Source organism: Bradyrhizobium algeriense, from assembly GCF_003062295.1.
Lineage (GTDB): Bacteria > Pseudomonadota > Alphaproteobacteria > Rhizobiales > Xanthobacteraceae > Bradyrhizobium > Bradyrhizobium algeriense.
The window spans coordinates 32,100-53,603 of sequence record NZ_PYCN01000026.1; the positions used below are offsets into that span (position 1 = coordinate 32,100).

Consider the following 21,504-nt stretch of genomic DNA (forward strand, 5'->3'; position numbering starts at 1 on the left):
CCAGTGGCGGCCGGGCGCGCGGCAGAATCTCGACCGCGGCAATTGCGTCGCCAGCAAGCGATACGGTAACATCGATCTGGTTGCGGACGGCGAGGCTCATGCGCGCCGCTCCGTCAGTACACCGTGCAAGAAATGCCGGCGGTCGAACGAACTGATATGTGGCGCATCTGTCCCATGTGACGCCGCGCGATTGGCCGGCGACATCAGCGCCGCGAGCGCTGCTTCGGCGGTGGCGCGCGCGGACGCCATATCCTCGAACTCAAACATCGGCGAGAACAGTGAGTAGCTCGCGATCGAGCCCACGGGCACCAGATCACTGACGGTGAATTCGATCTCGCCGGCCGGAAATCGCAAGCGCAGGTTCGATCCCGGGCCCGGAGACGATTGCGAAGTGCCGTAACGCATGGGTGTGACCACGTTCATGAACCAGGGCGTGACCATCATGCCGACGACCCTGCCCTCGCGCGCGCGAAAGGCGATGGCTTCGACGCTCAAGGCCTCGTTGAAGATCGGCAGGTCGCGCATGGTGCGATCCGCGATGTCCCGATAGGCTGCCGCCAGCATCTCGCCCCACGCCGACGCATCGGCGTGCATGCTCGTGCGGGAATGCTGTTCGCGGTCAGACGTCATCTTCAATCGCCATGAACTTCGATTTGGGCGCATCGCAATTTGGACAACGCCAATTTTCGGGCAACCCGGCGAAAGGCGTTCCCGCTGCAATCTGCGTCGCCTCATCCCCCTCAGCTGGGTCGTAGACGATCCAACAGATGCCGCACTCCATGCGCGAGCCGTCTGCGATATCCTTCCGGACGCCACAATTCTCGAATCTCGTCATTCGAAGTAAGCTTTGATGATTTCTTGCAGGCGTTCGGCGGAATCCCAGAAATCTTCCTCGGCGGCCAACGCAGCCGTTGGCACGCCGCCGACCTCCAGCGTATCCAGAATGATGGTGTCCATGGCATTGAAGAACTGCACCGACCAGACGTTCCGGATGCCCGTCGCAAGCACTCGGCAAGTCCCGTAGCCGCGCGAGATGAGCTGGATCGGCCCGTTGCCGACGCTTTGCTGCAGAAACGCCAGGTCGACCGGGCTCATCGGCAGCAGGGTGAAGTTGATGATCTGCGAGCGCATGCCCGGCCGCCAGGCCAGTGCCCGCTCGCGGATTTCCGCGAGCACCGGCAGCACGTTCATCGCGCCGTCCGGTGCCGTGCCGATCATGAGATCGCTCGACGTCAGATCGGTTGCGGCGCGTCGCAAGATCTCCGGAATCGCACCGACCTCGACATATTCGTGTGCGGCGTCGGTCTCGATGCGCACGCGCCAGATTCCCGCAAGTACCGATTCCTGGATTTGCGCCACGCGGCCACCCGGCAGCGCCACGACGCCGGCGAGCTCGCCCTCTCCAAGCACGTCCGCAATCAGCTTGCGCTCGAGATCGCTGAGATTCCCGAGCCTGAACAGCTGCGTCGGCACGTCGCTCTTCTGGCCGGCAACGGCAGCCGCGACGGAAGACAACAGCGCGATGGCACTCTGACAGCTCCTTGCCAGCTCGATGCAATTGAGCGAAGCGGGCCTCGCGAGCGCACCCGCAGCCGTCAGCCCGCTATGGGCTGCGTCGAGACTTTCCGCGGCGATAGGAAACACGCTCATCGGCTGCTCGCATTTTCTCGGCGCTATCGGGCGCGACCCGGAAACCTGTTTCATGATACGACGTTCCGTTGGTGTGCTGAGGGATGATGCTTATGTCCACAGACGCGCCATTGGCGCGCGGGCGATCATGAGCTTCGCAATGCGGTCGATAGAGATCTCCCGGATCTTGGCGATTATGCCGAGTGTCTCGCGCTTGTGCGACGCTTTCGGTCCCCACCTCGGACAGACGGAGCCGCGTCAGATCATGTTTCCCGGGCTGAAAGTCCATCAGCCGCCTCCCTGATAATCCATGGTTCTGCTGGATGAGGTGTAGCAAGGCACGTGCCAATCATTGCTCTTTCGCGATTGCGTTCCCGCTCGGATCAGCACCCGCTCGACATATTCCGCGTGAACCTTGTTTCGGCTGCAAATTTGGTTTCCGCTGATATAGGCAAAGATGGGCAGGCCGTGTCCGGGAGGCGGCACCAGGCTAGCGCAGGTGCTCGGGCAGTTGCGGCTCTTGACCGATCAAGTCCGCAAAGAAACGATCGCAATCGTGGTCATTGAGAGCCGCATCACAGCCCTCAAGCGCGTCCGCGATCAGCCGCGCTTCGTCGTCATCCAAGAGCCGCACCGCGGTATCGATATGGACAAGCACCTTGGCACCGACCGGCGGCTCGGAGAGCAGCATGACTGAGACGCGCCGCTGTTCATTGGCATATTCGCAAAGCGCCGACATGCCGTCGGTCTCAATAATCGTCATTGGCAAGCCAAGGCACATGGTAATCGGCGAGCCGCTAGATCGGCCGCGCCCTCCTCTCATACTTTGCATGGTCGATGTCGTTCGCGAGCAGACGCTCCGACTCCGGTAGCGGCGCGGTCCGCAGTTTTGCCGGAGAACCCCACTGCGCCAGCAGTTCGCAAGCCAGTTCGATCGCAGGCGCAATCTGAGTGCGCACCGGAGCGGTCAGCGGCCCGCCCCAATCCTCCAGATCAAGTGGCTGACAGCCGATTAGAGCGAGCTCTCGCGGGCAGCGGCCAAGCAGGTCGGCCGCACTTAAGACCTCCTGGAAACCGGTCTGATGCAGGCTCACCTTCTTGGCGCCGGTGAATTTCGGCACCTCCTCGTCTCGCACGAGCTTCAAGTGCCCGGGCGCGAGTCCATAATCGATGGCATCGAACGCTATCAGGCAATCGGCCTCCTCGAGAAAATTGACGAGGTAGAGCCCCTGCGTGCCGCCATCGAGCATGGTGACATTGCCAGGGACGGCGTAGCGGCAGTGGAACTGCTCCACCACCCGCACGCCGAACCCCTCATCGGCCCACAAGATATTGCCGATGCCGAGCACCAGGATCCGTTTCGTGTTCTCCGGAGTTGGCATCTGCATCGTCAATCAATCGCGGAACTCGCGCTCGCCAGAAATGATCGAGGAGACGATGCTCTGGCGCGACACGATGTCTTCGCGAACCGCTGTATAGATGTGGATGAGCGCAAACGTCACGATCATCCACAGGCCGAGATGATGCCAGGTGTGGACGTCCTGGCTGTTCGGCCAAATCGAAAACACCCAGCCGAACAGCATGTACTGCCAGCTGTCGTTGCCGGTGCCCTGTGCGTACAGTGCAAAGCCGGTGACGATCATGGACGCGATCGCCAGCGTAAACATGAAGAACATCGCAAGCTGGGCCAGCGGATTGTGCGCGACGTATTTCTTTGGCTCGGCCGCAACGAAAGCGTACCAGCGAATCTCGTGCCACACCTCGCGCCAATAGCTCTTGCGCCAGAGCGGCACATAGAAAATCTGCTTAGCATGGGGGTTGCCCATGAACGCCCAGTAAATGCGGAAGAGGAAGCCGAGCGTGAGCACATAGCCTGCGAAAAAATGCGCAAAACGGATATGGCCGAACAGGAAATTGTCGCTTGTCTCTCCCGGCATGGTCGGTATCCCACTGCCGATGAAATAACCGGTGAGGCCCAACACCAGGATTGCCGCGGCGTTGATCCAATGCCACAGCCGCACCGGCGCCTCGTAGACGTAGACGACGCCACGCTCGGCGCTGCGGCCGGAGCGTACCGCGTCGGCCGCGACAGCGGCGGTTAGCGCGTGCGGAGATTTGTCCAGCAATGCCGCCTCCCCTAGCGGACCTTGACCGTTGCCATTTCCTGGCCATCCGGCCCCATCACATGGGTCGAGCAGGCCAGGCATGGATCAAAGGAATGGATCGTGCGCAAGATTTCCAGCGGCTTCTCCGGATCAGCGATCGGCGTATCCATCAACGAGGCCTCAAATGCACCGATATTGCCGTTTGGATCACGCGGCGAGCCGTTCCATGTCGTCGGCACGACGCACTGGTAGTTGTCGATCTTGGTCTCCTTGATCTTGATCCAGTGCCCCAGCGCACCACGCGGCGCCTCGGTGAAACCGTAGCCCTTGGCTTCCTTCGGCCAGCTCTCCGGCTTCCATTTATCGACGTTGGCGGTAGCGGTGTCACCCGTTTTGATATGCGCCATAAGCTTGTCCTGGAAATAGCGCATCTGGTGCGCGGCCCATTGGCATTCGAGCGCACGCGCCGCAGTGCGGCCGAGCGTCGAGAAGAGTGCAGCGAAGGGTAGATCGAGCGTCTTCAGCAGCTTCTCGGTCGGCTCCTTGAATTCCGCTTTGCCTTGCGCGTGACCTATGATGTATCGCGCCAGCGGTCCCACCTCGACGGCGTTGCCGCGCCAGCGCGGCGCCTTGATCCAGGAATACTTGCCGCCTTCGTCGAGCTCCTTGATGTGGGTCCTGGTGCCCTTGACGTTGGGCCCGAGCTGGAAATTCGGCTCGGTGATACCACCCCAGGGATGCAGCCCCCTGGTTTCATCGGGATATTTGTACCAGGAATGGGCGACGAACTCCTGGATCTGCTCGGGATCGCCGTGATCGATCGGCAGGACTTCGCTGAAATTGCCATTGAGGATCACGCCGCGCGGCAGCTTGAGGTTTTTTGCGGAATAATCATTGGCGTTCTCGGGAATGTCGCCATAGGACATTATGCTCTTACCCGAGAGACCACCGCCATAGAGCCAGTCTTTGTAGAAGGAGCCAATCACGGCAACGTCGGGCAGATAAACCTGCTCGACGAATTCGATCGAACGGCAAATGATCGAGGATACCAGGTTCAGCCGCTCCATATTGATGGCGCTCACTGCACCGGTACCATCGACATTGATGGCACAGGCCACGCCACCGACCAGCCAATTCGGATGCGGGTTCTTGCCGCCATAGATGGCGTGAATCTTGACGACGTCCTTCTGGAAGTCGAGCGCTTCCAGATAATGCGCCAAGGCCATCAGGTTCGCTTCCGGCGGAAGCTTGTAGGCCGGATGCCCCCAATAGGCATTCTTAAACGGGCCGAGCTGCCCTGATTCAACGAACTTGGTGAGCCTGATCTGCAGATGTTTGAAATAGCCTGGCGATGAGAGCGGCCAGGACGAGACCGATTGCGCCAACGCAGAGGTCGCCTTGGGATCGGCCTTGAGGGCGGAAATCACGTCGACCCAATCCAGCGCGTGCAGGTGATAGAAGTGCACAAGATGATCGTGCACCTGCAGGCAGAGCTGCATGATATTGCGGATCGAATTAGCATTCTCTGGAATGGTGATGCCCAGCGCGTTCTCCACCGCGCGTACCGAGGTGAGCGCATGTGTGCCGGTGCAGACGCCGCAAATCCGCTCGGTGAACGCCCAGGCATCGCGAGGATCGCGTCCACGCAGGATCGTCTCGATGCCGCGCCACATAGTTCCGGATGAGACCGCGTTGCGGATCACATTGTCGGAATCGAGATTGACCTCCACGCGGAGGTGGCCTTCGACCCGGGTCAGCGGATCGATGACAATGCGTTTGCCGGAATGGTCGAGTTTGAACCCATTGGGTGTCTGGGTGCCCATCGTTGTCCTTCTGAATTCGATTATTTTTCCTGAGCTACTCGGCCCGGTTTACGGGTCAGCCGCTTCACGGCCGTGACCGCCGCGTGCGCGGCAACGGCTAGGCCGACCGCGCCAGCAGCGGCCATGCCGATTTGATCGGCGTTGGCCTCGATGCCGAATTGCTTGATGGTCGTCAGTCGATCGTAAAACGAGCCCTTGTCCCAAAAGCCATCTTCGGAGCAGCCGAAGCAGCCGTGGCCGGATTGGATCGGGAAGGAAACGCCGCCGTTCCACCGAACGGCCGAGCAGGCGTTGTAGGTGGTCGGCCCCTTGCAGCCCATCTTGTAGAGGCAATAGCCCTTGCGCGCTGACTCGTCGTCCCACACCTCGACAAACTGGCCGGCGTCGAAATGGGGACGCCGATAGCACTTGTCGTGGATGCGCTGGGAATAGAACATCTTTGGACGCCCTTGGCGGTCGAGCTCGGGAAGCTTTCCGAACGTGGTGATGAATGTCACCAAGGCGGTCATGACCTCTGCGATGGGCGGGCAGCCGGGCACCTTGATGATCGGTTTGTTCGTGATCACTTTATCGATCGGCGTCGCCCCAGTCGGGTTGGGCTTGGCCGCCTGCACGCAACCCCAGGACGCACAAGTCCCCCAAGCGATGATCGCCATGCAATCTTCCGCCATCGCCCTGAGCTTTTCGACGAACGGCTTGCCGCCATCAATGCAGAACATGCCGCCTTCGTTCAGCGGCGGATTGCCTTCAACGGCAAGCACATACTCGCCCTTGTACTTGGCGCGGGTCTCCTCGAGGATGGCTTCGGCCTGGTGTCCTGCCGCCGCCATGATCAGGGCGTCATAATCCAGCGAGATCATCGACAGCACCACGTCTTTGACGAGCGGATGGGCCGAGCGGATAAAGCTTTCCGAACAGCAGGTGCATTCGAGCCCGTGCATCCAGATCACGGGCACACGCGGCTTTGTCTCCAGCGCGTTGGCAATCTGGCTTGCCGCGAGCGGACCGAGCCCGAGGCTCGTTGCCGTCAAACTGCAGAATTTGTGGAAACTGCGACGCGTGATACCCTGACGTCTGATGACGCCGTAAAACGTTTCCGCTGCCCCGCCCATAAATTCTTCCCCGAGATCTGTTAGCGACGACTTGCTGACGCTAGGGTAGCAAGAAGCAGGCCAACACCACACGTAAAACACTTGAGAGATACCAAGCCGTTTCCAGAAGAAGCGCTCAAATTAGTCACGCAAGGGCGATGAGAGCCGGGGAAACGGAACGCATTCAATCAGAAAGCGGCAAGTAAGCTGCCGGCTTTAGCTCGGTGGCTTTGCGATCAGTCCTCCGTACACATCACGCAGGGCCGAACGAACGCACGATATTCTGGTCGCAGCGTCTGCATGACCAAGTCGCTGTTCGACACTGTCTGATAGGTAACCATCACCTCAATGGGGGCATCGCCACGTCTTTACTCGTCGAGCTCACCTTCCGCGCTTCCGCGACGCCGCGCTTCTCTTGGTCGTCGCGCGCCGAAATCCTAGCGCCTCCACCTTCTTCAGCTTTTCACGAAGCTGGTCCCTCAGGATTAGACTGGATTATCCAGGTTCACAATGTCGTCTATCATGTGAGGTGGGTCATCCCGGCCGGTGAGCCGCTTATCGTAGAAAATCACTGCATATCCGTGCAACATCCCTTCCTTGCGGCGAACGTAGCCAGCCGTCTCATAAAGCCTTTGAGCCCCTACTTGGATATTTGTCGTGTCGAGAATTATCCACTTGAATCCTAGAGCACCGGCTAGCGATTCCAATTCACTAAGAATCCTCCTCCCAAGCCCTCGTCGGTGAAAGGCAGGATCGACCCGCATCCGCTTCAGCTCTGCGACATCACCGTCAACAGGTTTCAATCCACCCATGGCAACGAGTCGGGAACCAATATGCGCAACCACGAAGTCTCCGCCTGACGCGATGTATACTTCTCCAATGTTGCGTAGATCATCCTCCCACGCTCCTTCCGGGCCACGCACACCAACATCCTCCGATGCGCTTCTATGCATATGCCATACATCATCAGTATCCCCTGACTCAAACCGACGAAAGATCACCTCGTCTTGAGACATCGAACATCACCTTTCGACCGGTGTCGGGCGCCGCACGTCTGGCGCATACCGTCAGCTTACGGACGCGCCGCCGTTAATAGCCGCTGTGAAAGGACAACCTCAACACTTTCCGACGCCTCAACTCCGACAGTTGGACGACCCGGTTCAACCGTATACTTTAAGGCAGTAATACGGTGCATCCGGGTGAACTGATCCAGCGCATAAACACAAGACGCGCGCAGGTTTCCGATTTCATTGCCGTGGCGTTCCATGACGGACGAAATGGTTGCAGACTTAGGAAAGTCCGCTTTCCCTTCTAGCCAAGTTGGCGTGAGCTCCGCGCTTCTATTGTCCGGTGACAACCAGCGGAACACCTCGTGAATGCATCCCTGCGGATAGTATTCGGACAGCCGATATACATCCCTATAAAACTGCGGCCTCTGTTGGAAGAGTTCTTCACCGACCAGTAGCACCGAGACCGCCACTATGCGGGCAGAGAACCGGCCGCTCGGGCCAAGCCTGTTCTTGTAAGGGTTCTTTCCGTAAAACACACGGAATTGGCCAAATAGGTCAGGCGACATATGTTCGTAAAAGCGGGTCAGAACATTATTTGCTGACTCAAGGCGCTCCAAGCATACCGCAAGACATTGACGAGCGTCCGCGCCAGCCGCGTCACGCAATTCAAGTAGAGCGTCGATTGCTAGCTGTAGCTCGCTCTCGATGAGTTGGTGACCTAAGCAAAAATCTCGCTCCTCGACCCCGGCCGCGCCGAGGCAATACACGCGTGGATCGCTCTGCACCGGGTTCGCAAGGATCATATCTTCATACGAGAGGACCTCAATGCTAGGCTGCCGATGACAACTTAAGCAGGCAAGACGGCTCAGCTCCTCTCCCACCGTCAACTCCGCGTCCACGGGATCAAGACCGGCAAACGCTGACATCTGATAAGCACAGTTGACGAGATACTGGATGTCTGTCTTAGCGATCGCGAAGTCGGGCTGCGGCAGATTCAGCAGCTGTACCTCATAGTCAGTCGATGCAATCATCGCGTTGACGCTGCGTCCAAGAGCCTTGACCCCTTCATCTGGCCGTTTACTGCCTTTGATCTCGGCAATGCAGTGCGGAAGCTGATCGGCGACAAAATTGCTGACAAGCCCAAGCGGGCGTTTTCGCTGCCCGCGATCAATGCTATCGGCAAGATGAGAAAATATCTGCTGCTCCCGATAGGGCGGCGGCTCCGGAGTGGAAAGGGATAAACTATGGATCATAGACGAGCGCCCCGATTTCATCGAAAGACAGCTTGCATTTCTGCACTTGACCCGTATCTTGCGGCCGGCGAGTAGTCGTGTTTTTCGAGCAGATCGGTTCGCTTGTCTGTTATCCTGCCATCGTTGTACGCGACCCGCTCAAGCACATTGTCGGAGAAAAATAGCAGCGAAACAGCGCCCGAGTTGATATTGCCGGCGGCAGTTAACGACAGCACGCCATCGTTTGAGATGCAGACGAGACCCGCCTCCCTTAAGATTTCAAGCTCGCGGCAAAAGTATTCTTCAACCGATACTCCAAATTCCCGCTCGAATCGGGAGAGCAACACTCCGCTGCTTCGCAAAGCAAACATTAACGTTCGGCGCATAAGGTCGTCCTGCGACAGTACAACACCCCTCCACACTGGCTTCTCGCCTGCCTCAACCCTAGAGAGGTAGCGATCTAAGTCTGCCTCGTTATAGAACTGGCACTGGCTCATGTAACCAAATCCGCCAACCCCAAACGGGACAAGATTATTGTCGTTCCAGGAATCGTACTTACGGCGCTGTTGAACGGAGTGCGGCTGCGACCTCTTAGTCCAATAGAAAATCGGCCCGTGGCGATAGCCGAGTTTAGTGAGGATGTGCTCTGCCATAAAGTGCATTATGATGCGCTCTTTAGCCCCGGCGAATTGATATCGTCCTCTAGCCAAATGGCGGGCCACGGGGTCAGTCGATTTAAACATCAATGGGAATACATTGAACTTCTCTATTCCCATGTCCAATAGGCCGATAATTGAGTCGTACCAGCTTCGGAGCGTTTGCTGCGGCAGCCCATACATGAGGTCAAGCGACAGGTTCTCAACGCCCATTTCATTCAGCAATTTTACGGTTTGTATCACCTCCTCCACACCGTGCCCGCGGTTCAGTATGCGCAAAATATTCCAGTCTAGACTTTGAACGCCCAGTACGAAGCGGTTTACCCCACCTCTAAGTAGAGTGGATATGCGATCCGCAGCGTCCGCATGCTTCACAAGAGAGGGATGCAATTCGAAACTTACTTCGGCCCTCGATAAATCAAAGCGCTGATTAGTCATATCAAATAGCGTTTTGAGTTGATGGTTGGTCAAAAACGAGGGAGTGCCACCTCCAAAAAAAGCAGTCTCAACATCTCTGCCAGCAAGCGCCGCATCTGACCAACTCATCTCCTTATTCAAAGCCACCAAATAACGTTCCACTCGCTCGGAAGATGGATTGATTTCCTTGGCGAAGTGGCAAAAGGTGCAATACTGATTACAGAAGGGGATGTGGAAATAGAGATCAATTGACGACGCGACCTGAGTCAACAACCTTTCGGCATTCAGGTCCCCCATTGCCTTGAGAGGCGGATAGGTGCCGACGAGATAATCGTTGTGCGTATCAAGGTGCAAGTTTCGCGATCTCAACATGTCTAGGTTGATCTCGTACGAACGGTCGATCGCGAATTCCAGGGCCTCGGAATAGCTTGGCGCGTTCATGCTTTGGGACTCCTTTAGTTTTCGTGTGCAGGAAAGCCGCGATAGCAGCTGCGGCGGCGTCCATCAGTTTCTTCTTTGGCTCGTTACTGAAGCAGCACATTTCGATCAGCCACCTGCATTCGCCTCCCACTGGACCCCGATCAGATCGCACGTCGCGATGCGCTCAGCGAGACGCGCGGGATGACTAGAGATTGTCGAGGACAGGCAGGTGTCGCGGCCAACGCGAATATTCTTCGTGCGTTGCGAAACCTGACGGCACTCAGTGCGGCGTCTCGGGTGTTGATTTGGATCAATCGAGTAAAGTTCATTTAGCTCCTGCGCCAACGACTGGGAGAGCGGCATGGTCGTGCGGATCATTTACCTTGTCCCAGCAATCGACGTGCCACCAAGCACGTTGTGCGAGCCTTGCTTGAAGAGTCAAAATCATGTGCTTCGCGCCGCGGCGACGGAATACTTGCGCCTCGGCGTCGGTTTCCGGACATACGCGTCTTCAACCGGACACGCCGAACACGACACCACGGAGCATCGAATGACGATGGTCGTCTCTCGACGAGCTCAGTTGCCCCTTTCGGCGGCCGACCGGGAAGTCAGCACTGGGGGAGCGATGCTGCTTCACATCGCACCAGCTTATGGTTATTCTCGCTGTTGGCCTGATCATATCAGCCAGTGGTATAGGTTGCCGGCGATTTAGCCGTTAAGCCTGCAAAGCATGTCTCTACGCGGGACAGCTTGCCGCGCCCGCGACGACGCGCAGGAGATCCCCCGGCGACCGTTCGAGACGTTCGGGAGCTCAGTTAGCTCGACGCCCGACGCATCCGCAGGCCGGCTGATGTCGATTCCAGAACAGGGGCCGATGGCAATCAGCGCGGGCGCCCATCGCCGTCGCATTAACAAGGCACGAGCGCGGTCATGAAAAACCGGCCCTGACGCCAGGCAACAACGCGCCTTCCTTGCACGGCGGCGGCGCCGGGAGGAGTTGAGATACGCATTTTGCTCCGGCTGTGATATCAGTCCTTGGTCGCGGTAAACCGTCCGCGGGCGAATGTTCAAGATGTTTCTCGCATTGATAAGCATCTCGGAGATATGGGAATGGAAGGGGAAGCCTTTCTTTGGTTGGTCCGGCATGCGGTCGTCGATTCTATCGAAGGAACGATCTCCCCTTCGGGCGCTCCGGCCGATCTCAGCGATCGGGCGCATTTGGAAGCCGTGCGAAGGCGCTTGCCGCGGGTCGCCGCAAGCTATGCGAGTCCGTCTCAACGAACTCTCGATACCGCGCGCGCATTCGAGCTTGATCCAATCCTGGTGCCTGAGTTTCGGGAGCAGGACTTCGGGGATTGGACCGGCCGACGTCACGACGATCTCGCCGCTCTCGGAGAAGAAGGGTACGCCGAGTTCTGGAAGGATCCCGCTCGTTCAAGCCCACCCGGCGGCGAGAGCTTCGAAGATCAAATTGCGAGGGTTCGGGATGGACTTCGTAAAATAGCTGCTGGTCCAGCAACGCTCGTCGTGCATTCCGGCACTATTCGCGCCGCGCTCTGCGTAGCCCTCGACATCGCACCGCAAGCAGCGTTGCGCTTTGTTATCGATCCGCTGTCGATCACCCGAATTGATCGGCTACGGAACAATTGGCGGATTGTGTCGGTCAATCAGAATGTCGCGTTATGAGCGATTCGGAACGCTGGCTTGCGCGAAGGTCGCCATGCCATTGTGCAGAGCGCATGCAAGCCGCAGGATCGGCAATGCAAGCGCGGCGCCCGATCCCTCCCCTAACCTGAGGTCCAGATTGAACAACGGCTGCACATTCAGGGCCTCAAGAACCAGGCGGTGCCCCTGCTCGGCCGATTGATGCGAGGATAAGAGAAAGGGCCGACACGACGGATTAAGATGCACCGCCGTCAATGCCGCGACGGACACGATGAAACCGTCGATCAGGATAGGGAGGCGACGCTGTGCGGCGGCGATGATCGCGCCCGTAATCGCAGCAGTTTCGAGACCGCCTACCGCGCACAGGATCCGCTCGGCAGAAGTTCCTGGTCTTGTAAGGTCATGACGAGCCAGCGCTGCATCAATCAGGTGCGCCTTGCGTGCACGGGTGTCTGCATTGAGCCCGGTGCCATTGCCGGCCACCTGCTCGGCGCCCATGCCAAGCAGCGCGGCGGCGACTGCCGCAGAAGTCGTGGTGTTGCCGATCCCCATGTCACCAAGGATCAGAAGATCTGGTTCTGCTGAGGCCGCCCGCGCGACGGCACGCTTGCCGCAGTCGAAGGCAAAGGCGACCTCCCCCAACTCGAGCGCCGCTTCTTTGCTGAAATCCCGGCTGCCCCGGCGCGGCTTGTCTGTCGCGACTCCCGGGATGGGCTGTTCGGCGAGCGTCCCGGCATCGACGATCTCTAGACTTAAGCCCAGCTCGCGCGCAAGAACCGAAATTGCTGCACCGCCTGACGCGAAATTCGACATCATCGCGCTCGTAACTTCCTGAGGATAGGCCGATACTCCCTGCGCGACGATGCCGTGATCCCCTGCAAAGACGATGATCGGCACGCGCTCGGCTTGAGGCCGGTCGGTTTGTTGCAGACCGGCGAGCTCGATCGCGAGGTGCTCGAGGCGACCCAGCGCACCGGTCGGCTTGGTGAGCTCGGCCTGACGGGCCAGGGCGGCATCGCGATGGACGGTCGAAACGCCCGGGCACTCCTGGTAGACCCACTCGGGTAGCATGTCGTCCTGCCCTTGGTGATTGTTCAAGATGCCAGCGGCCTTCGCACGAGTGCTAGGACACGCGCTTGAGGATGTAGCTATCCATGATCCAGCCGTGCCTGGCGCGTGCTTCCTGTCGTGCGGCGACGATGCCTGGCCCCACTTCTGCAAGCGCACCTGACATGGTGATCTGCTCGGGCATCCCGAGATAGGCGCCCCACCAGATATGTAGTCCGTTCGGGTCGAGCGACTGGAACGCGGCACCGCCATCGAGCATGACGACCAAGGTGTCGGTGCCTGACGGCCAACCGACCTCGCGCAGCCGCCGTCCGGTGGTGACGAGAAAGGGTTCCCCGATATCGTTCAGCGGCAGTGCATGCGCGGCGCAAAGCGCCTGGATCGACGTGACGCCTGGCACGACCTCGATCATTGGCAACGGATCAAGCCTTCGTGCGATCCGCAGGCTCGAGTCGTATAGCGAAGGATCGCCCCAGATCAGCAGGGCAACGCGCCCGTCATGACCGAGATGAGCCGCAATTGCCCGGGACCAGGTCACGGCGACGGCGTCGTGCCATTCCTCCACTCCGTTGCGGTAGTGCTCCTGCGCGGTGCCGCGAACGGGCAGGTCGAACTCAGCAACGCGCGTGCGACTGTTCGTCAAGGCTTGCGCACAAATCAGCCGGCGCAGGTCGGCGAGATCGGACTTCGCGGCACCTTTGCGCGGAATCAGCACCAGGTCAGCCGCATTGATCGCGCGGATCGCAGCAAGCGTGAGCTGCTCGGGATCGCCGCAGCCAATGCCTATCAGGGAGAGTGTCAGCATCACGTTATGAGTGGGGGCGGCCGCGACTTGCGACCGCCCTTACGCCATCTTCAGGCGGCGTTGTGAAGGCGATAGGTAACAAGACCGTCGGCCATCACATCTCGCAGTGATTTCGCCAGTGCCAGCACGGCCAGATCGGCCAGCGGCTCAAATACTACGACGAGCGCGTAGGAAGCGGCGAAAGATGCGATGGAGGCGAGGTTCTCGGCCGCAAAGCCCGCACCATACAGCGCCCAGAAGGCGACCCACGCCACGATGCCGGATTGATAGGCGGTCGAAAGCGCAAGCGCCTGGCGATACTGCAGGTCAACATAGGCGGTGCTGCGAGGAATGATCCACCCGGCCAGCGCCTGGATCGCAAACAAAGGCACCAGCAGCGTGGTCACGTTCATACCATATTGCGGCAGGTCGGTCGGTACGAAGAACAGCCCCTGCAGCAGAAGACCAAGCGCCAGCCCGAATGCGGCTGGCGCTGCGCCGAACAGGAGAAACAGCGTCGAGCCGAGAATGAAATGCACCTCCGAGACCCCGATCCGGAAATGCGGCAGCAGTTCGAAGAAAGAGAAGACCAGGACCGTTGTTGCGACGGTGCGCACCGCGAATGAAACAAACCCCTGCTCGCGCACGGTTTCGACCGTGAGCTTGAGAGCGCAGCCGGCGGCAACGGCACCGGTCGCGTAACTCAGCACGAGCTTGGCGCCCGTAACGGTACCTGGTTCGATATGCATGACTTACGTCCCTTTTGCCGTCACACGACGGCGCTGGTGTTAAAAACTGCAGAGCCGGTCTCCTGGCTCGCGGTTCGAAACGGGTCCCGGCCTTCCCAAGCTGACGGCCCAGTGGCGGATTGGAGCCCCTCACCGCTTACAGGCGCGGGGGCGGCCGGGGCTTTGGGCGCCGCATTCAGGTCCGCCCTTCCCCGGTTCCCGATTATGCTCCGGCGCTTTGCGCCGCTTCGAGCACCATGCCTGCTCTGTGTGCTCCTTCCGACGAGGAGACGTCAAGGGGCTCGCGAGATCGGGCGACGGCATCATCATAGAGTCTCTCCCGCCAGCGCGCCGAAAAGAATGACCGCCGTCGTCGTTGCGGCGCTGGCTTGCGCGAGCTGCTCTGCAAGCTTTGCAATCGCGGTGCGGACAATCCGCTCCTCGGCGCGGCCCAGAGACTCCGCAAATAGCGCCCGCGTGTCGGGAGCCATGCCGTGCTCGAAGCTTTGCCGCGAGCGCCGGGAATGTGCGCTTGCCCATATAGACCACGGTCGTCGATTCCGGATCGGCCAGTGCCGCCCAATTGAGATTCGCGGGCAACCGCCCGGTGACATCTGCGCCGGTCACGAACTGGACGCGGCGCGAGGTGTGCCGGCGGGTGAGTGGAATGCCGGCGCGTGCTGCCGCAACGCAGGCCGACGTGACGCCTGGAATGATCTCGTAGTCAATGCCCGCAGTTTGCAGCGCCTCAATTTCTTCTTCAAGCCGGCCAAAGATGCCGGCGTCTCCCGATTTCAAACGAACAACGCGGGCGCCTGCGGCGGCGTAGTCGATGAGCAGCCGGTTGACGTGCTCCTGTTTGGCTGAGGGCCGGCCCACACGCTTGCCAACCGCTACCAGATTGGCCCCGGCTCGGGCGTAATCGAGGATCGCGCCCGAGGCAAGGTCGTCATACAGCACGACATCAGCGGCGCGCAGACGCGTGGCCGCCTTGAGCGTCAGGAGCTCGGGATCGCCTGGGCCGGCCGAGACAAAGGAAACAAAGCCGCTCACCTGTTCTCCGCAATGAGGTGGAAGAACGTGCCGGTGGCGTAGCCGCGCCGCGAGCCCGTCTCCGCAACGACCGCGCCAGTCGCGTCGCGCACGATAGCCAAAGGTGTATCGGGCTGCGAGACGATCGTGGAGTAATGGAATTCATGGCCGCGCAGTAGCGCGCCGGCCTGATATCCGGGCATCGGCAGAGCAAGTTCCGCAAGCCGATAGCCCAGCTGCATGCGACGTTGGGCAAAACTCGTATGCAGGCCGAGCAGTCCCGTCATCTCATGGTGTGTGCCGTTGGCGTCAGTTAAAGCGGTGCCAAGCAGCATGTAGCCGCCACACTCGCCATGCACCGGCCGTGTCTCGGCAAAGGATTTTAGCGCAAGGCGAAATCGGCGATTTGCCGCGAGTTGCCCGGCGTGCAATTCCGGATAGCCGCCGGGCAGCCAGCAGACGTCGGCACTGTCATCAGGACCCTCGTCGGCGAGCGGCGAGAAGGTCGTGATCTCGGCTCCGGCGGCACGCCAGGCCTCTAGCATGTGCGGATAGACGAACGAGAATGCGCCGTCGCGCGCCAGAGCGATGCGTTGCCCGGGTGGCTTTACGCTTGGGCCGTGCGCGGCGCATGGCGCCGTCCAGGCGCATGCCGCCGATTGCAGCACTGCATCGAGATCGACATGCTCAGCGACGAAGCGGGCGGCTTCAGCGATCAGGCCGTCGACCTCGCCCTGCTCCTCAGCCTGTACCAGGCCGAGATGCCGCTTCGGCAAGGTGATCGCGGCGTGGCGGGGCAACGTCCCGAACACCAGAATGCCGGCGCCTGCCATGGCACGGCGCACCAGGTCCTCGTGCCGCGTGCTGGCGACGCGGTTGAGAACGACGCCGGCAAGACGCACGCCCGCGCGGAAATCGCGCAGTCCCGCAGCCACCGCCGCGGCGGTTTGCGCCTGTCCGGAGGGATCGATCACAAGCAGGACCGGCCAGCCCATCATCTCGGCGATATCGGAGGTAGCGCCGGTCCCCGAGACGCCCCGTGCGGCAACGCCGTCGAACAGGCCCATCGAGCCTTCGGTCAGAACGAGATCCGCATTCGCACCGCGCGAGGCGAGCGCTTCGATCGCCTCGCGGTGCATGGCCCAGCTATCGATGTTGACGGAGGTGCGCCCCGTGGCGGCCGCATGAAAGGCGGGATCGATATAATCCGGCCCGCTCTTGAAGCACTGGACCTTCAGCCCGCGATCGCGATAGGCGCGCGCCAACGCCAGCGTCAGCGTCGTCTTGCCGACACCGGACGCCGGCGCGGAGATGACGAGGCTCGCCGTCATCACGAGCCTTCCGGAAAGCGCGGCGTCGGCCCGAGCGGCCGATAGCGGCGGTCATAGTCGACGGCATACAGGCGGCTCTCTCCGAAATCTTCCGAACCCAGTGTGCGGCCAACCAGAATAACGGCCGTGCGCTCGAGCTCGGTGCTTACAGCAGAGTCCAGGGTACCGAGCGTGGCGCGGATGATGCGCTGATCCGGCCAGCTTGCGCGCCAGACTATTGCGACCGGGCAGTCTCCTCCGTAGTGCGGCGTCAACTCATCAATCACCCTGGAAAGCAGATGGATCGAGAGATGGATGGCGAGCACCGCACCGGTCGCGGCGAAAGTGGCGAGCTTCTCGCCTTCGGGCATCGCGCTCGCCCTGCCCGGCATCCGCGTCAGCACGACCGATTGCACAAGACCCGGCAGCGTGAGCTCGGCCTCCAGCGCTGCCGCGGCGGCGGAAAAGGCCGGCACGCCGGGCGTGATTGAATAGGAGATTTGAAGCGCGCGCAGGCGGCGCAATTGCTCGCCCATCGCCGACCAGATCGAGAGATCTCCGGAATGCAGTCGTGCGACGTCCTTGCCCTCACGATGCGCGGCGACGATCTCCGACATGATGTCGTCGAGCGACAGCGGCGCGGTGTTCACGATCCGTGCATCCTTTGGGCAATGCGCAAGAACGCCCTCGGGCACGAGAGAGCCGGCATAGAGGCAGACCGGACAGGCAGCGATGAGATCGCGTCCGCGCAAGGTGAGCAGGTCGGCTGCGCCTGGTCCGGCGCCGATGAAATGCACCGTCATTCGCCGTCTCCTTCCGCGATCGCTGCGGTCGCCGTCCGATCCTGCGAGACGGCCCGCCTCGAAACGAGGCGCGCACCACGACCGGCGACCGCAAGCGCCGCGGCTTCGGCGATGGAGCCCGTACCGAACTTCGCCTTGATCAGTTCGGACTGTGTGGGCGTGGCAATGCTGGCCAGGACATCGGCCGAAACAAGCCTGATGGGCACGTTGAGTTCGCGCGCCAGCAATTTGAGCGCGGCGGTTTCGGCCTTGTCGCTGACCGTTGCAACTGCCGCGAGATCTTCAGGGCCGCCCGCGTCAACGAGAGCTTCGCGCAGCGCAGCCAGTGTGACGTCCCGCTTGAATCCAAAGCCCGCGACCTTCACTTGACTGCACTCCATTGAACGACCGGCCGCGCCGCTTCCCAGGACCGGTAGCGGCCGAGGTGACCTGCATGCGCAATCTCGATTCGCATCAACTCGCCACCGTGGCGTTGATGAAGGTCCGATAGTAGCGCCTCGGTCTCCAGCGTGACGGCATGCGCAACCACCCGGGCTCTCGGCTCAATGCGCGACCAGACCGCATCGAACATCCTGGCGTCGAGACCTCCGCCGATGAAGACGGCTTGCGGTGTCTGAAGGCTTGAGAGGATATCAGGCGCTGTTCCCTCAACGATGACGATCCGATGCGTCAGACCGAAGGTCGCGGCGTTGCTGTGGATATTCGCCAGACGGTCAGCCCGCGCTTCGATGGCGATCGCCGTGCCACCGCAGAGAGCCCATTCCACCGAGATTGAACCTGAACCGGCGCCAATGTCCCACAATATTGCCCCGAGCCTCGGCGCCAGCGCCGAAAGCGCGAGCGCGCGCATTGGCCGCTTGGTTATCTGGCCATCATGCACGAAGAGCGCGTCCGAAAAGCCGGAGCTGCGCGGAACGCCGTCCGGTCCAGTGGCTTCGAGTGCAACTGCCACGGGAGCCGCGATCGCATCGGCCGCGTAGCTCTCGGCGCGCTGTTGCGCCACGGATTCGCGGGCACCACCGAGCGCGGTGAGCGTCCACAGCCGTGACTCGCCCCAGCCGCGCGCCGTCAACCATTTGGCCAGATCGCCGGGCGCCTTGTCGTCGCGCACGAGACAAATGATGCGCGCTCCACGTGTCAGATGCGGCACCAGGCGTTCGAATGGCGCCGCGTGGAGTCCAAGACAGACGACAGATTCGAGCCGCCATCCGAGGCGCGCCGCGGCAAACGAGAATGTCGAAGGCGCGGGATGCGCAATCCATTCGCTCTTGCTGAGCCGTTCCGCGAGACTGGCTCCTACGCCGTACCAGAACGGATCGCCCGAGGCGAGCACCACCGTCGGACGACCGCGGCTGGCCAGCACGCAATCTGTCTCGAACGGCGCCGGCCAGCGACGGCCGCGGTCGGCAATCCCTGCCAGCGCAAGATGCCGTTCGCCGCCAAACACCGTCTCGGCTTCCGCTAGCGCCTTTCTGCTTGCATCCGAGAGGCCCGCAAGGCCATCTTCGCCGATGCCGATAATGGTCAGCCAGGGATCATGCATGATGCGCGCCCTCATTCTGGGCGGAACAAGCGATGCCAATCTGCTCGCGGACGCCGTTGCGCGCGCGGGATGTGATGCGATCTATTCCTATGGAGGTCGCACCCGCGCCCCCGCGAACCAGCCGCTGCCGACCCGCATCGGCGGCTTCGGCGGCGTGAACGGCCTTGCCGAGTTCATTCGGCGCGAGGGAATAACGCACCTTGTCGATGCAACCCATCCCTTCGCGGCCGAGATGAGCCGCAATGCGGTTGCAGCGTGCGAGACGACCGGAATACCGCTGATCGCGCTCGAGCGCGCGCCCTGGGCAAAAGGGGCCGCCGACACTTGGATCGAGGCCGCGGATATCACCTCCGCTGCCGCAGCGTTGCCGAACAATCGCGCGCTGGTATTTCTTGCGATCGGGCGGCAGCACATCGCAGCTTTCAGCGCCAGGCCGCAGCACGCCTACACTTTGCGGTTTGTCGATCCTCCCGATGGACCACTGCCGTTTCCGGACGTCGATGTCATCGTGTCGCGCGGACCATTCACCCTCGCCGGCGAATTGGAGATGATGCGCGCGCGCGGCATCGAATGGGTCGTTGCCCGCAACTCCGGTGGAGCGGGCGCGCGCGCCAAGATCGACGCCGCGCGCGAGCTCGGCCTTTCCGTCGTGATGCTCAAGCGGCCCGAATTGCCTGACAGGCCGCGGGTCGAAAGCGTGGCGGAGGTCATGCAATGGCTCGGTCATCGGGCATGCCTCGGTGCATAGACCCAGCGGCCGACGCGGCGCGTTGCCGAATTGCCGACGATAACAAGGGTTCGCATGTCGGCCATCTCCGGCCGCGCCTCGCGCAGCATCACCGTTTCAATTCGCTCCTCTGGCGTGCTGACAGCGTGCGCGAAGATCACGAGGCGTTCGCCGCAACCCGCCTCTTTCAGAACCGCGAGCGCGCGCCCAAAACCCTCGGGTCGGCTCACTGAGCGCGGATTGTACATTGCGATGGCAAAGTCGGCTTCAGCAGCGAGCCGCAGGCGTTTCTCGATCATCGGCCACGGCTTCAGATTGTCCGAGAGATTGATCGCGCAAAAATCGTGGCCAAGCGGCGCGCCGGCGCGCGCGGCCGCTGCCAGCATCGCGGTCACGCCGGGCAGAACGCGGATTGGAAGCCCCTGCCAATGCGGCGAGGCTTCGAGTGCTTCGAACACGGCGGAGGCCATCGCGAACACGCCGGGATCGCCGGAGGAAACCATGACGACGTGGCGTCCTTCCGATGCCAGAAGCAAGGCATCGCTCGCGCGCTGCAACTCCATGCGATTGTCCGACGGATGCAGCGTAAGCCCCTCGCGAGGGGCTACACGCGCAACATAGGGCGCATAGCCGAGTATGTCGGTCGCCACAGCGAGCGCAGCGGAGACTTCCGGCGTGACCAGCGCCTCGTCGCCCGGCCCAAGTCCCGCGATGGTCAATGTGCCGGTCATTCCGCTGCCTCCATCCGTCGCCCCTGCCCATGCACGAGCACGATCGCGAAATAAGGACACTCGGTCTCGTCCACTTCCTTCAGCCGCGCGACGCGCTCGCCCGGCATGGTGCCGCGTTCGATCAGCCATGCCTCGCCAAGGCGGCCGGCGGCCGCTAGCGCGTGGCGCACCTTTGTCAGATTGCGCCCGGTCTTCATGATGACGAGCGCGTCGGAATTGCGCACGCGCCGTTCGAGCTCGTCTTCCGGCAGCGTGCCCATCAGCACCGTCATCACATCGTCGCCAAGCGCGATCGGCAGACCGACCGAATTCCAGCAGCCGGCCATGCCGGGAATGCCTGCGATCACCTCGATCTCAACTCGTCCCTGCAGACGCGCGTGCAGGTGCATGAAGGAACCATAGAAATAGGGATCGCCCTCGCAGAGCACGACGATGTCCACTGCGCGGGCGAGCCGCGCAAGACGCTCCGCCCACTCGTCGTAAAAGCCGGCAAGGAGGCGAACATATTCCGGATTGTCGAAGGCGATCTCCGTGGTGACCGGATATTCCATTGGATATTCGCAGACATCCTTTGCCAGCATGCCCTCGACGATACGCCGGGCCTGGCCAGGGCGTCCCTTCTTCCGGAAATAGGCAACATGCTTGGCCGCACGGATCTCGCGATCGGCGCGCACGCTCATCAGGTCCGGATTTCCTGGCCCGAGGCCGCAACAGATGATACGCCCCATGG

The 21,504-nt window shown here is 61.1% G+C and carries 23 protein-coding genes, 1 pseudogene and 1 riboswitch; of the genes and pseudogenes, 2 read left to right on the forward strand and 22 right to left on the reverse strand.

Features of this window, described 5'->3' with window-relative positions; all coding sequences use genetic code 11:
• Positions 1-96 precede the first annotated feature (96 nt).
• The 12 genes from hybE to C7G61_RS44130 all read right to left on the reverse strand — a co-directional run bounded on the left by hybE (position 97) and on the right by C7G61_RS44130 (position 10,761).
• A complete protein-coding gene (gene hybE, locus C7G61_RS32775) occupies positions 97-630 on the reverse strand; it encodes a [NiFe]-hydrogenase assembly chaperone HybE (RefSeq protein WP_244608570.1) in 534 nt (177 codons plus the stop codon).
• The gene (locus C7G61_RS32780) at positions 620-835 is read right to left on the reverse strand and encodes a rubredoxin (RefSeq protein ID WP_108521705.1); all 216 of its coding nucleotides are present in this window, start codon (positions 833-835) and stop codon (positions 620-622) included. Before C7G61_RS32780 ends, hybE begins: the two co-directional genes overlap by 11 nt.
• Complete coding sequence (locus C7G61_RS32785; protein ID WP_244608571.1) at positions 832-1,650, reverse strand: hydrogenase expression/formation protein; 819 nt, start codon at positions 1,648-1,650, stop codon at positions 832-834. Before C7G61_RS32785 ends, C7G61_RS32780 begins: the two co-directional genes overlap by 4 nt.
• A gap of 469 nt (positions 1,651-2,119) precedes the next feature.
• Entirely contained in the window at positions 2,120-2,410 is a 291-nt protein-coding gene (locus C7G61_RS32795) for a HypC/HybG/HupF family hydrogenase formation chaperone (protein ID WP_108521711.1), read from the reverse strand.
• A 16-nt stretch (positions 2,411-2,426) separates the two neighbouring features.
• Positions 2,427-3,011, reverse strand: coding sequence for a HyaD/HybD family hydrogenase maturation endopeptidase (locus C7G61_RS32800; RefSeq protein WP_057846121.1), 585 nt, complete (start codon positions 3,009-3,011; stop codon positions 2,427-2,429).
• A gap of 12 nt (positions 3,012-3,023) precedes the next feature.
• Positions 3,024-3,755, reverse strand: coding sequence for a Ni/Fe-hydrogenase, b-type cytochrome subunit (gene cybH / locus C7G61_RS32805; RefSeq protein WP_420836809.1), 732 nt, complete (start codon positions 3,753-3,755; stop codon positions 3,024-3,026).
• A gap of 11 nt (positions 3,756-3,766) precedes the next feature.
• On the reverse strand, positions 3,767-5,557 hold the full coding sequence (locus C7G61_RS32810; protein WP_108521715.1) for a nickel-dependent hydrogenase large subunit: 1,791 nt from the start codon (positions 5,555-5,557) through the stop codon (positions 3,767-3,769).
• Positions 5,558-5,577: 20 nt separating this feature from the next.
• Entirely contained in the window at positions 5,578-6,669 is a 1,092-nt protein-coding gene (locus C7G61_RS32815) for a hydrogenase small subunit (RefSeq protein WP_108521717.1), read from the reverse strand.
• A gap of 464 nt (positions 6,670-7,133) precedes the next feature.
• Positions 7,134-7,664: a GNAT family N-acetyltransferase gene (locus C7G61_RS32820; protein WP_108521719.1), complete on the reverse strand. Its 531-nt coding sequence runs from the start codon at positions 7,662-7,664 to the stop codon at positions 7,134-7,136.
• Positions 7,665-7,720: 56 nt separating this feature from the next.
• Complete coding sequence (locus tag C7G61_RS32825) at positions 7,721-8,911, reverse strand: hypothetical protein (protein ID WP_244608572.1); 1,191 nt, start codon at positions 8,909-8,911, stop codon at positions 7,721-7,723.
• Positions 8,912-8,928: 17 nt separating this feature from the next.
• Positions 8,929-10,404 carry a coproporphyrinogen-III oxidase family protein gene (locus C7G61_RS32830; protein WP_190242077.1) on the reverse strand — a complete coding sequence of 492 codons (1,476 nt, stop codon included), beginning with the start codon at positions 10,402-10,404 and terminating at the stop codon, positions 8,929-8,931.
• A gap of 105 nt (positions 10,405-10,509) precedes the next feature.
• Positions 10,510-10,761, reverse strand: a complete 252-nt coding sequence (locus tag C7G61_RS44130; protein ID WP_145963729.1) for a hypothetical protein — start codon at positions 10,759-10,761, stop codon at positions 10,510-10,512.
• 732 nt (positions 10,762-11,493) lie between these two features.
• On the opposite strand from C7G61_RS44130, the gene C7G61_RS32835 reads away from it, so the two are divergent.
• Positions 11,494-12,069 (forward strand): histidine phosphatase family protein, encoded by a 576-nt coding sequence (locus C7G61_RS32835; RefSeq protein WP_057846123.1) that lies wholly within the window; start codon positions 11,494-11,496, stop codon positions 12,067-12,069.
• On the opposite strand, the gene cobT is transcribed toward C7G61_RS32835, so the two are convergent.
• The 8 genes and pseudogenes from cobT to cbiE all read right to left on the reverse strand — a co-directional run bounded on the left by cobT (position 12,064) and on the right by cbiE (position 19,316).
• Positions 12,064-13,119, reverse strand: a complete 1,056-nt coding sequence (gene cobT / locus C7G61_RS32840; protein ID WP_108521723.1) for a nicotinate-nucleotide--dimethylbenzimidazole phosphoribosyltransferase — start codon at positions 13,117-13,119, stop codon at positions 12,064-12,066. The genes C7G61_RS32835 and cobT overlap by 6 nt on opposite strands.
• Before the next feature lie 52 nt (positions 13,120-13,171).
• Positions 13,172-13,921: a precorrin-6A synthase (deacetylating) gene (gene cobF, locus C7G61_RS32845; protein ID WP_108521725.1), complete on the reverse strand. Its 750-nt coding sequence runs from the start codon at positions 13,919-13,921 to the stop codon at positions 13,172-13,174.
• 50 nt (positions 13,922-13,971) lie between these two features.
• Positions 13,972-14,649 carry an energy-coupling factor ABC transporter permease gene (locus tag C7G61_RS32850; protein ID WP_108521727.1) on the reverse strand — a complete coding sequence of 226 codons (678 nt, stop codon included), beginning with the start codon at positions 14,647-14,649 and terminating at the stop codon, positions 13,972-13,974.
• Positions 14,650-14,684: 35 nt separating this feature from the next.
• Positions 14,685-14,903: riboswitch (cobalamin riboswitch) on the reverse strand.
• Positions 14,904-14,954: 51 nt separating this feature from the next.
• A pseudogene (cobA, locus tag C7G61_RS32855) lies at positions 14,955-15,681 on the reverse strand (uroporphyrinogen-III C-methyltransferase).
• Positions 15,678-16,991 carry a cobyrinic acid a,c-diamide synthase CobB gene (locus tag C7G61_RS32860; RefSeq protein ID WP_108521729.1) on the reverse strand — a complete coding sequence of 438 codons (1,314 nt, stop codon included), beginning with the start codon at positions 16,989-16,991 and terminating at the stop codon, positions 15,678-15,680. The pseudogene cobA and the gene C7G61_RS32860 overlap by 4 nt, the downstream one beginning before the upstream one ends.
• The gene (gene cobM / locus C7G61_RS32865; RefSeq protein ID WP_108521731.1) at positions 16,991-17,773 is read right to left on the reverse strand and encodes a precorrin-4 C(11)-methyltransferase; all 783 of its coding nucleotides are present in this window, start codon (positions 17,771-17,773) and stop codon (positions 16,991-16,993) included. The genes C7G61_RS32860 and cobM overlap by 1 nt, the downstream gene beginning before the upstream one ends.
• The gene (locus C7G61_RS32870; RefSeq protein WP_190242078.1) at positions 17,770-18,138 is read right to left on the reverse strand and encodes a cobalamin biosynthesis protein; all 369 of its coding nucleotides are present in this window, start codon (positions 18,136-18,138) and stop codon (positions 17,770-17,772) included. The genes cobM and C7G61_RS32870 overlap by 4 nt, the downstream gene beginning before the upstream one ends.
• The gene (gene cbiE / locus C7G61_RS32875; protein WP_108521735.1) at positions 18,135-19,316 is read right to left on the reverse strand and encodes a precorrin-6y C5,15-methyltransferase (decarboxylating) subunit CbiE; all 1,182 of its coding nucleotides are present in this window, start codon (positions 19,314-19,316) and stop codon (positions 18,135-18,137) included. Before cbiE ends, C7G61_RS32870 begins: the two co-directional genes overlap by 4 nt.
• Between cbiE and C7G61_RS32880 the strand changes: the two genes are divergently transcribed.
• Positions 19,315-20,064, forward strand: a complete 750-nt coding sequence (locus C7G61_RS32880; RefSeq protein ID WP_108521737.1) for a cobalt-precorrin-6A reductase — start codon at positions 19,315-19,317, stop codon at positions 20,062-20,064. The two genes, cbiE and C7G61_RS32880, sit on opposite strands and share 2 nt — an antisense overlap.
• Here C7G61_RS32880 and cobJ read toward each other — a convergent pair.
• A complete protein-coding gene (gene cobJ / locus C7G61_RS32885) occupies positions 20,040-20,774 on the reverse strand; it encodes a precorrin-3B C(17)-methyltransferase (protein WP_108521739.1) in 735 nt (244 codons plus the stop codon). The two genes, C7G61_RS32880 and cobJ, sit on opposite strands and share 25 nt — an antisense overlap.
• Positions 20,771-21,502 (reverse strand): precorrin-2 C(20)-methyltransferase, encoded by a 732-nt coding sequence (locus C7G61_RS32890; RefSeq protein WP_108521741.1) that lies wholly within the window; start codon positions 21,500-21,502, stop codon positions 20,771-20,773. Before C7G61_RS32890 ends, cobJ begins: the two co-directional genes overlap by 4 nt.
• Positions 21,503-21,504: the final 2 nt, after the last annotated feature.

Coding starts and splice junctions, on each gene's coding strand:
- cbiE (WP_108521735.1), bottom strand. CDS start 19,316: ATGCATGATCCCTGGCTGACCATTATCGGCATCGGCGAAGATGGCCTT.
- C7G61_RS32800 (WP_057846121.1), bottom strand. CDS start 3,011: ATGCCAACTCCGGAGAACACGAAACGGATCCTGGTGCTCGGCATCGGC.
- C7G61_RS32785 (WP_244608571.1), bottom strand. CDS start 1,650: ATGAGCGTGTTTCCTATCGCCGCGGAAAGTCTCGACGCAGCCCATAGC.
- C7G61_RS32890 (WP_108521741.1), bottom strand. CDS start 21,502: ATGGGGCGTATCATCTGTTGCGGCCTCGGGCCAGGAAATCCGGACCTG.
- C7G61_RS32810 (WP_108521715.1), bottom strand. CDS start 5,557: ATGGGCACCCAGACACCCAATGGGTTCAAACTCGACCATTCCGGCAAA.
- C7G61_RS32850 (WP_108521727.1), bottom strand. CDS start 14,649: ATGCATATCGAACCAGGTACCGTTACGGGCGCCAAGCTCGTGCTGAGT.
- cobF (WP_108521725.1), bottom strand. CDS start 13,921: ATGCTGACACTCTCCCTGATAGGCATTGGCTGCGGCGATCCCGAGCAG.
- C7G61_RS32835 (WP_057846123.1), top strand. CDS start 11,494: ATGGAAGGGGAAGCCTTTCTTTGGTTGGTCCGGCATGCGGTCGTCGAT.
- cobM (WP_108521731.1), bottom strand. CDS start 17,773: ATGACGGTGCATTTCATCGGCGCCGGACCAGGCGCAGCCGACCTGCTC.
- C7G61_RS32815 (WP_108521717.1), bottom strand. CDS start 6,669: ATGGGCGGGGCAGCGGAAACGTTTTACGGCGTCATCAGACGTCAGGGT.
- C7G61_RS32830 (WP_190242077.1), bottom strand. CDS start 10,404: ATGAACGCGCCAAGCTATTCCGAGGCCCTGGAATTCGCGATCGACCGT.
- C7G61_RS44130 (WP_145963729.1), bottom strand. CDS start 10,761: ATGATCCGCACGACCATGCCGCTCTCCCAGTCGTTGGCGCAGGAGCTA.
- cobJ (WP_108521739.1), bottom strand. CDS start 20,774: ATGACCGGCACATTGACCATCGCGGGACTTGGGCCGGGCGACGAGGCG.
- cobT (WP_108521723.1), bottom strand. CDS start 13,119: ATGCTACCCGAGTGGGTCTACCAGGAGTGCCCGGGCGTTTCGACCGTC.
- hybE (WP_244608570.1), bottom strand. CDS start 630: ATGACGTCTGACCGCGAACAGCATTCCCGCACGAGCATGCACGCCGAT.
- C7G61_RS32795 (WP_108521711.1), bottom strand. CDS start 2,410: ATGTGCCTTGGCTTGCCAATGACGATTATTGAGACCGACGGCATGTCG.
- C7G61_RS32820 (WP_108521719.1), bottom strand. CDS start 7,664: ATGTCTCAAGACGAGGTGATCTTTCGTCGGTTTGAGTCAGGGGATACT.
- C7G61_RS32860 (WP_108521729.1), bottom strand. CDS start 16,991: ATGACGGCGAGCCTCGTCATCTCCGCGCCGGCGTCCGGTGTCGGCAAG.
- C7G61_RS32880 (WP_108521737.1), top strand. CDS start 19,315: ATGATGCGCGCCCTCATTCTGGGCGGAACAAGCGATGCCAATCTGCTC.
- C7G61_RS32780 (WP_108521705.1), bottom strand. CDS start 835: ATGACGAGATTCGAGAATTGTGGCGTCCGGAAGGATATCGCAGACGGC.
- C7G61_RS32825 (WP_244608572.1), bottom strand. CDS start 8,911: ATGATCCATAGTTTATCCCTTTCCACTCCGGAGCCGCCGCCCTATCGG.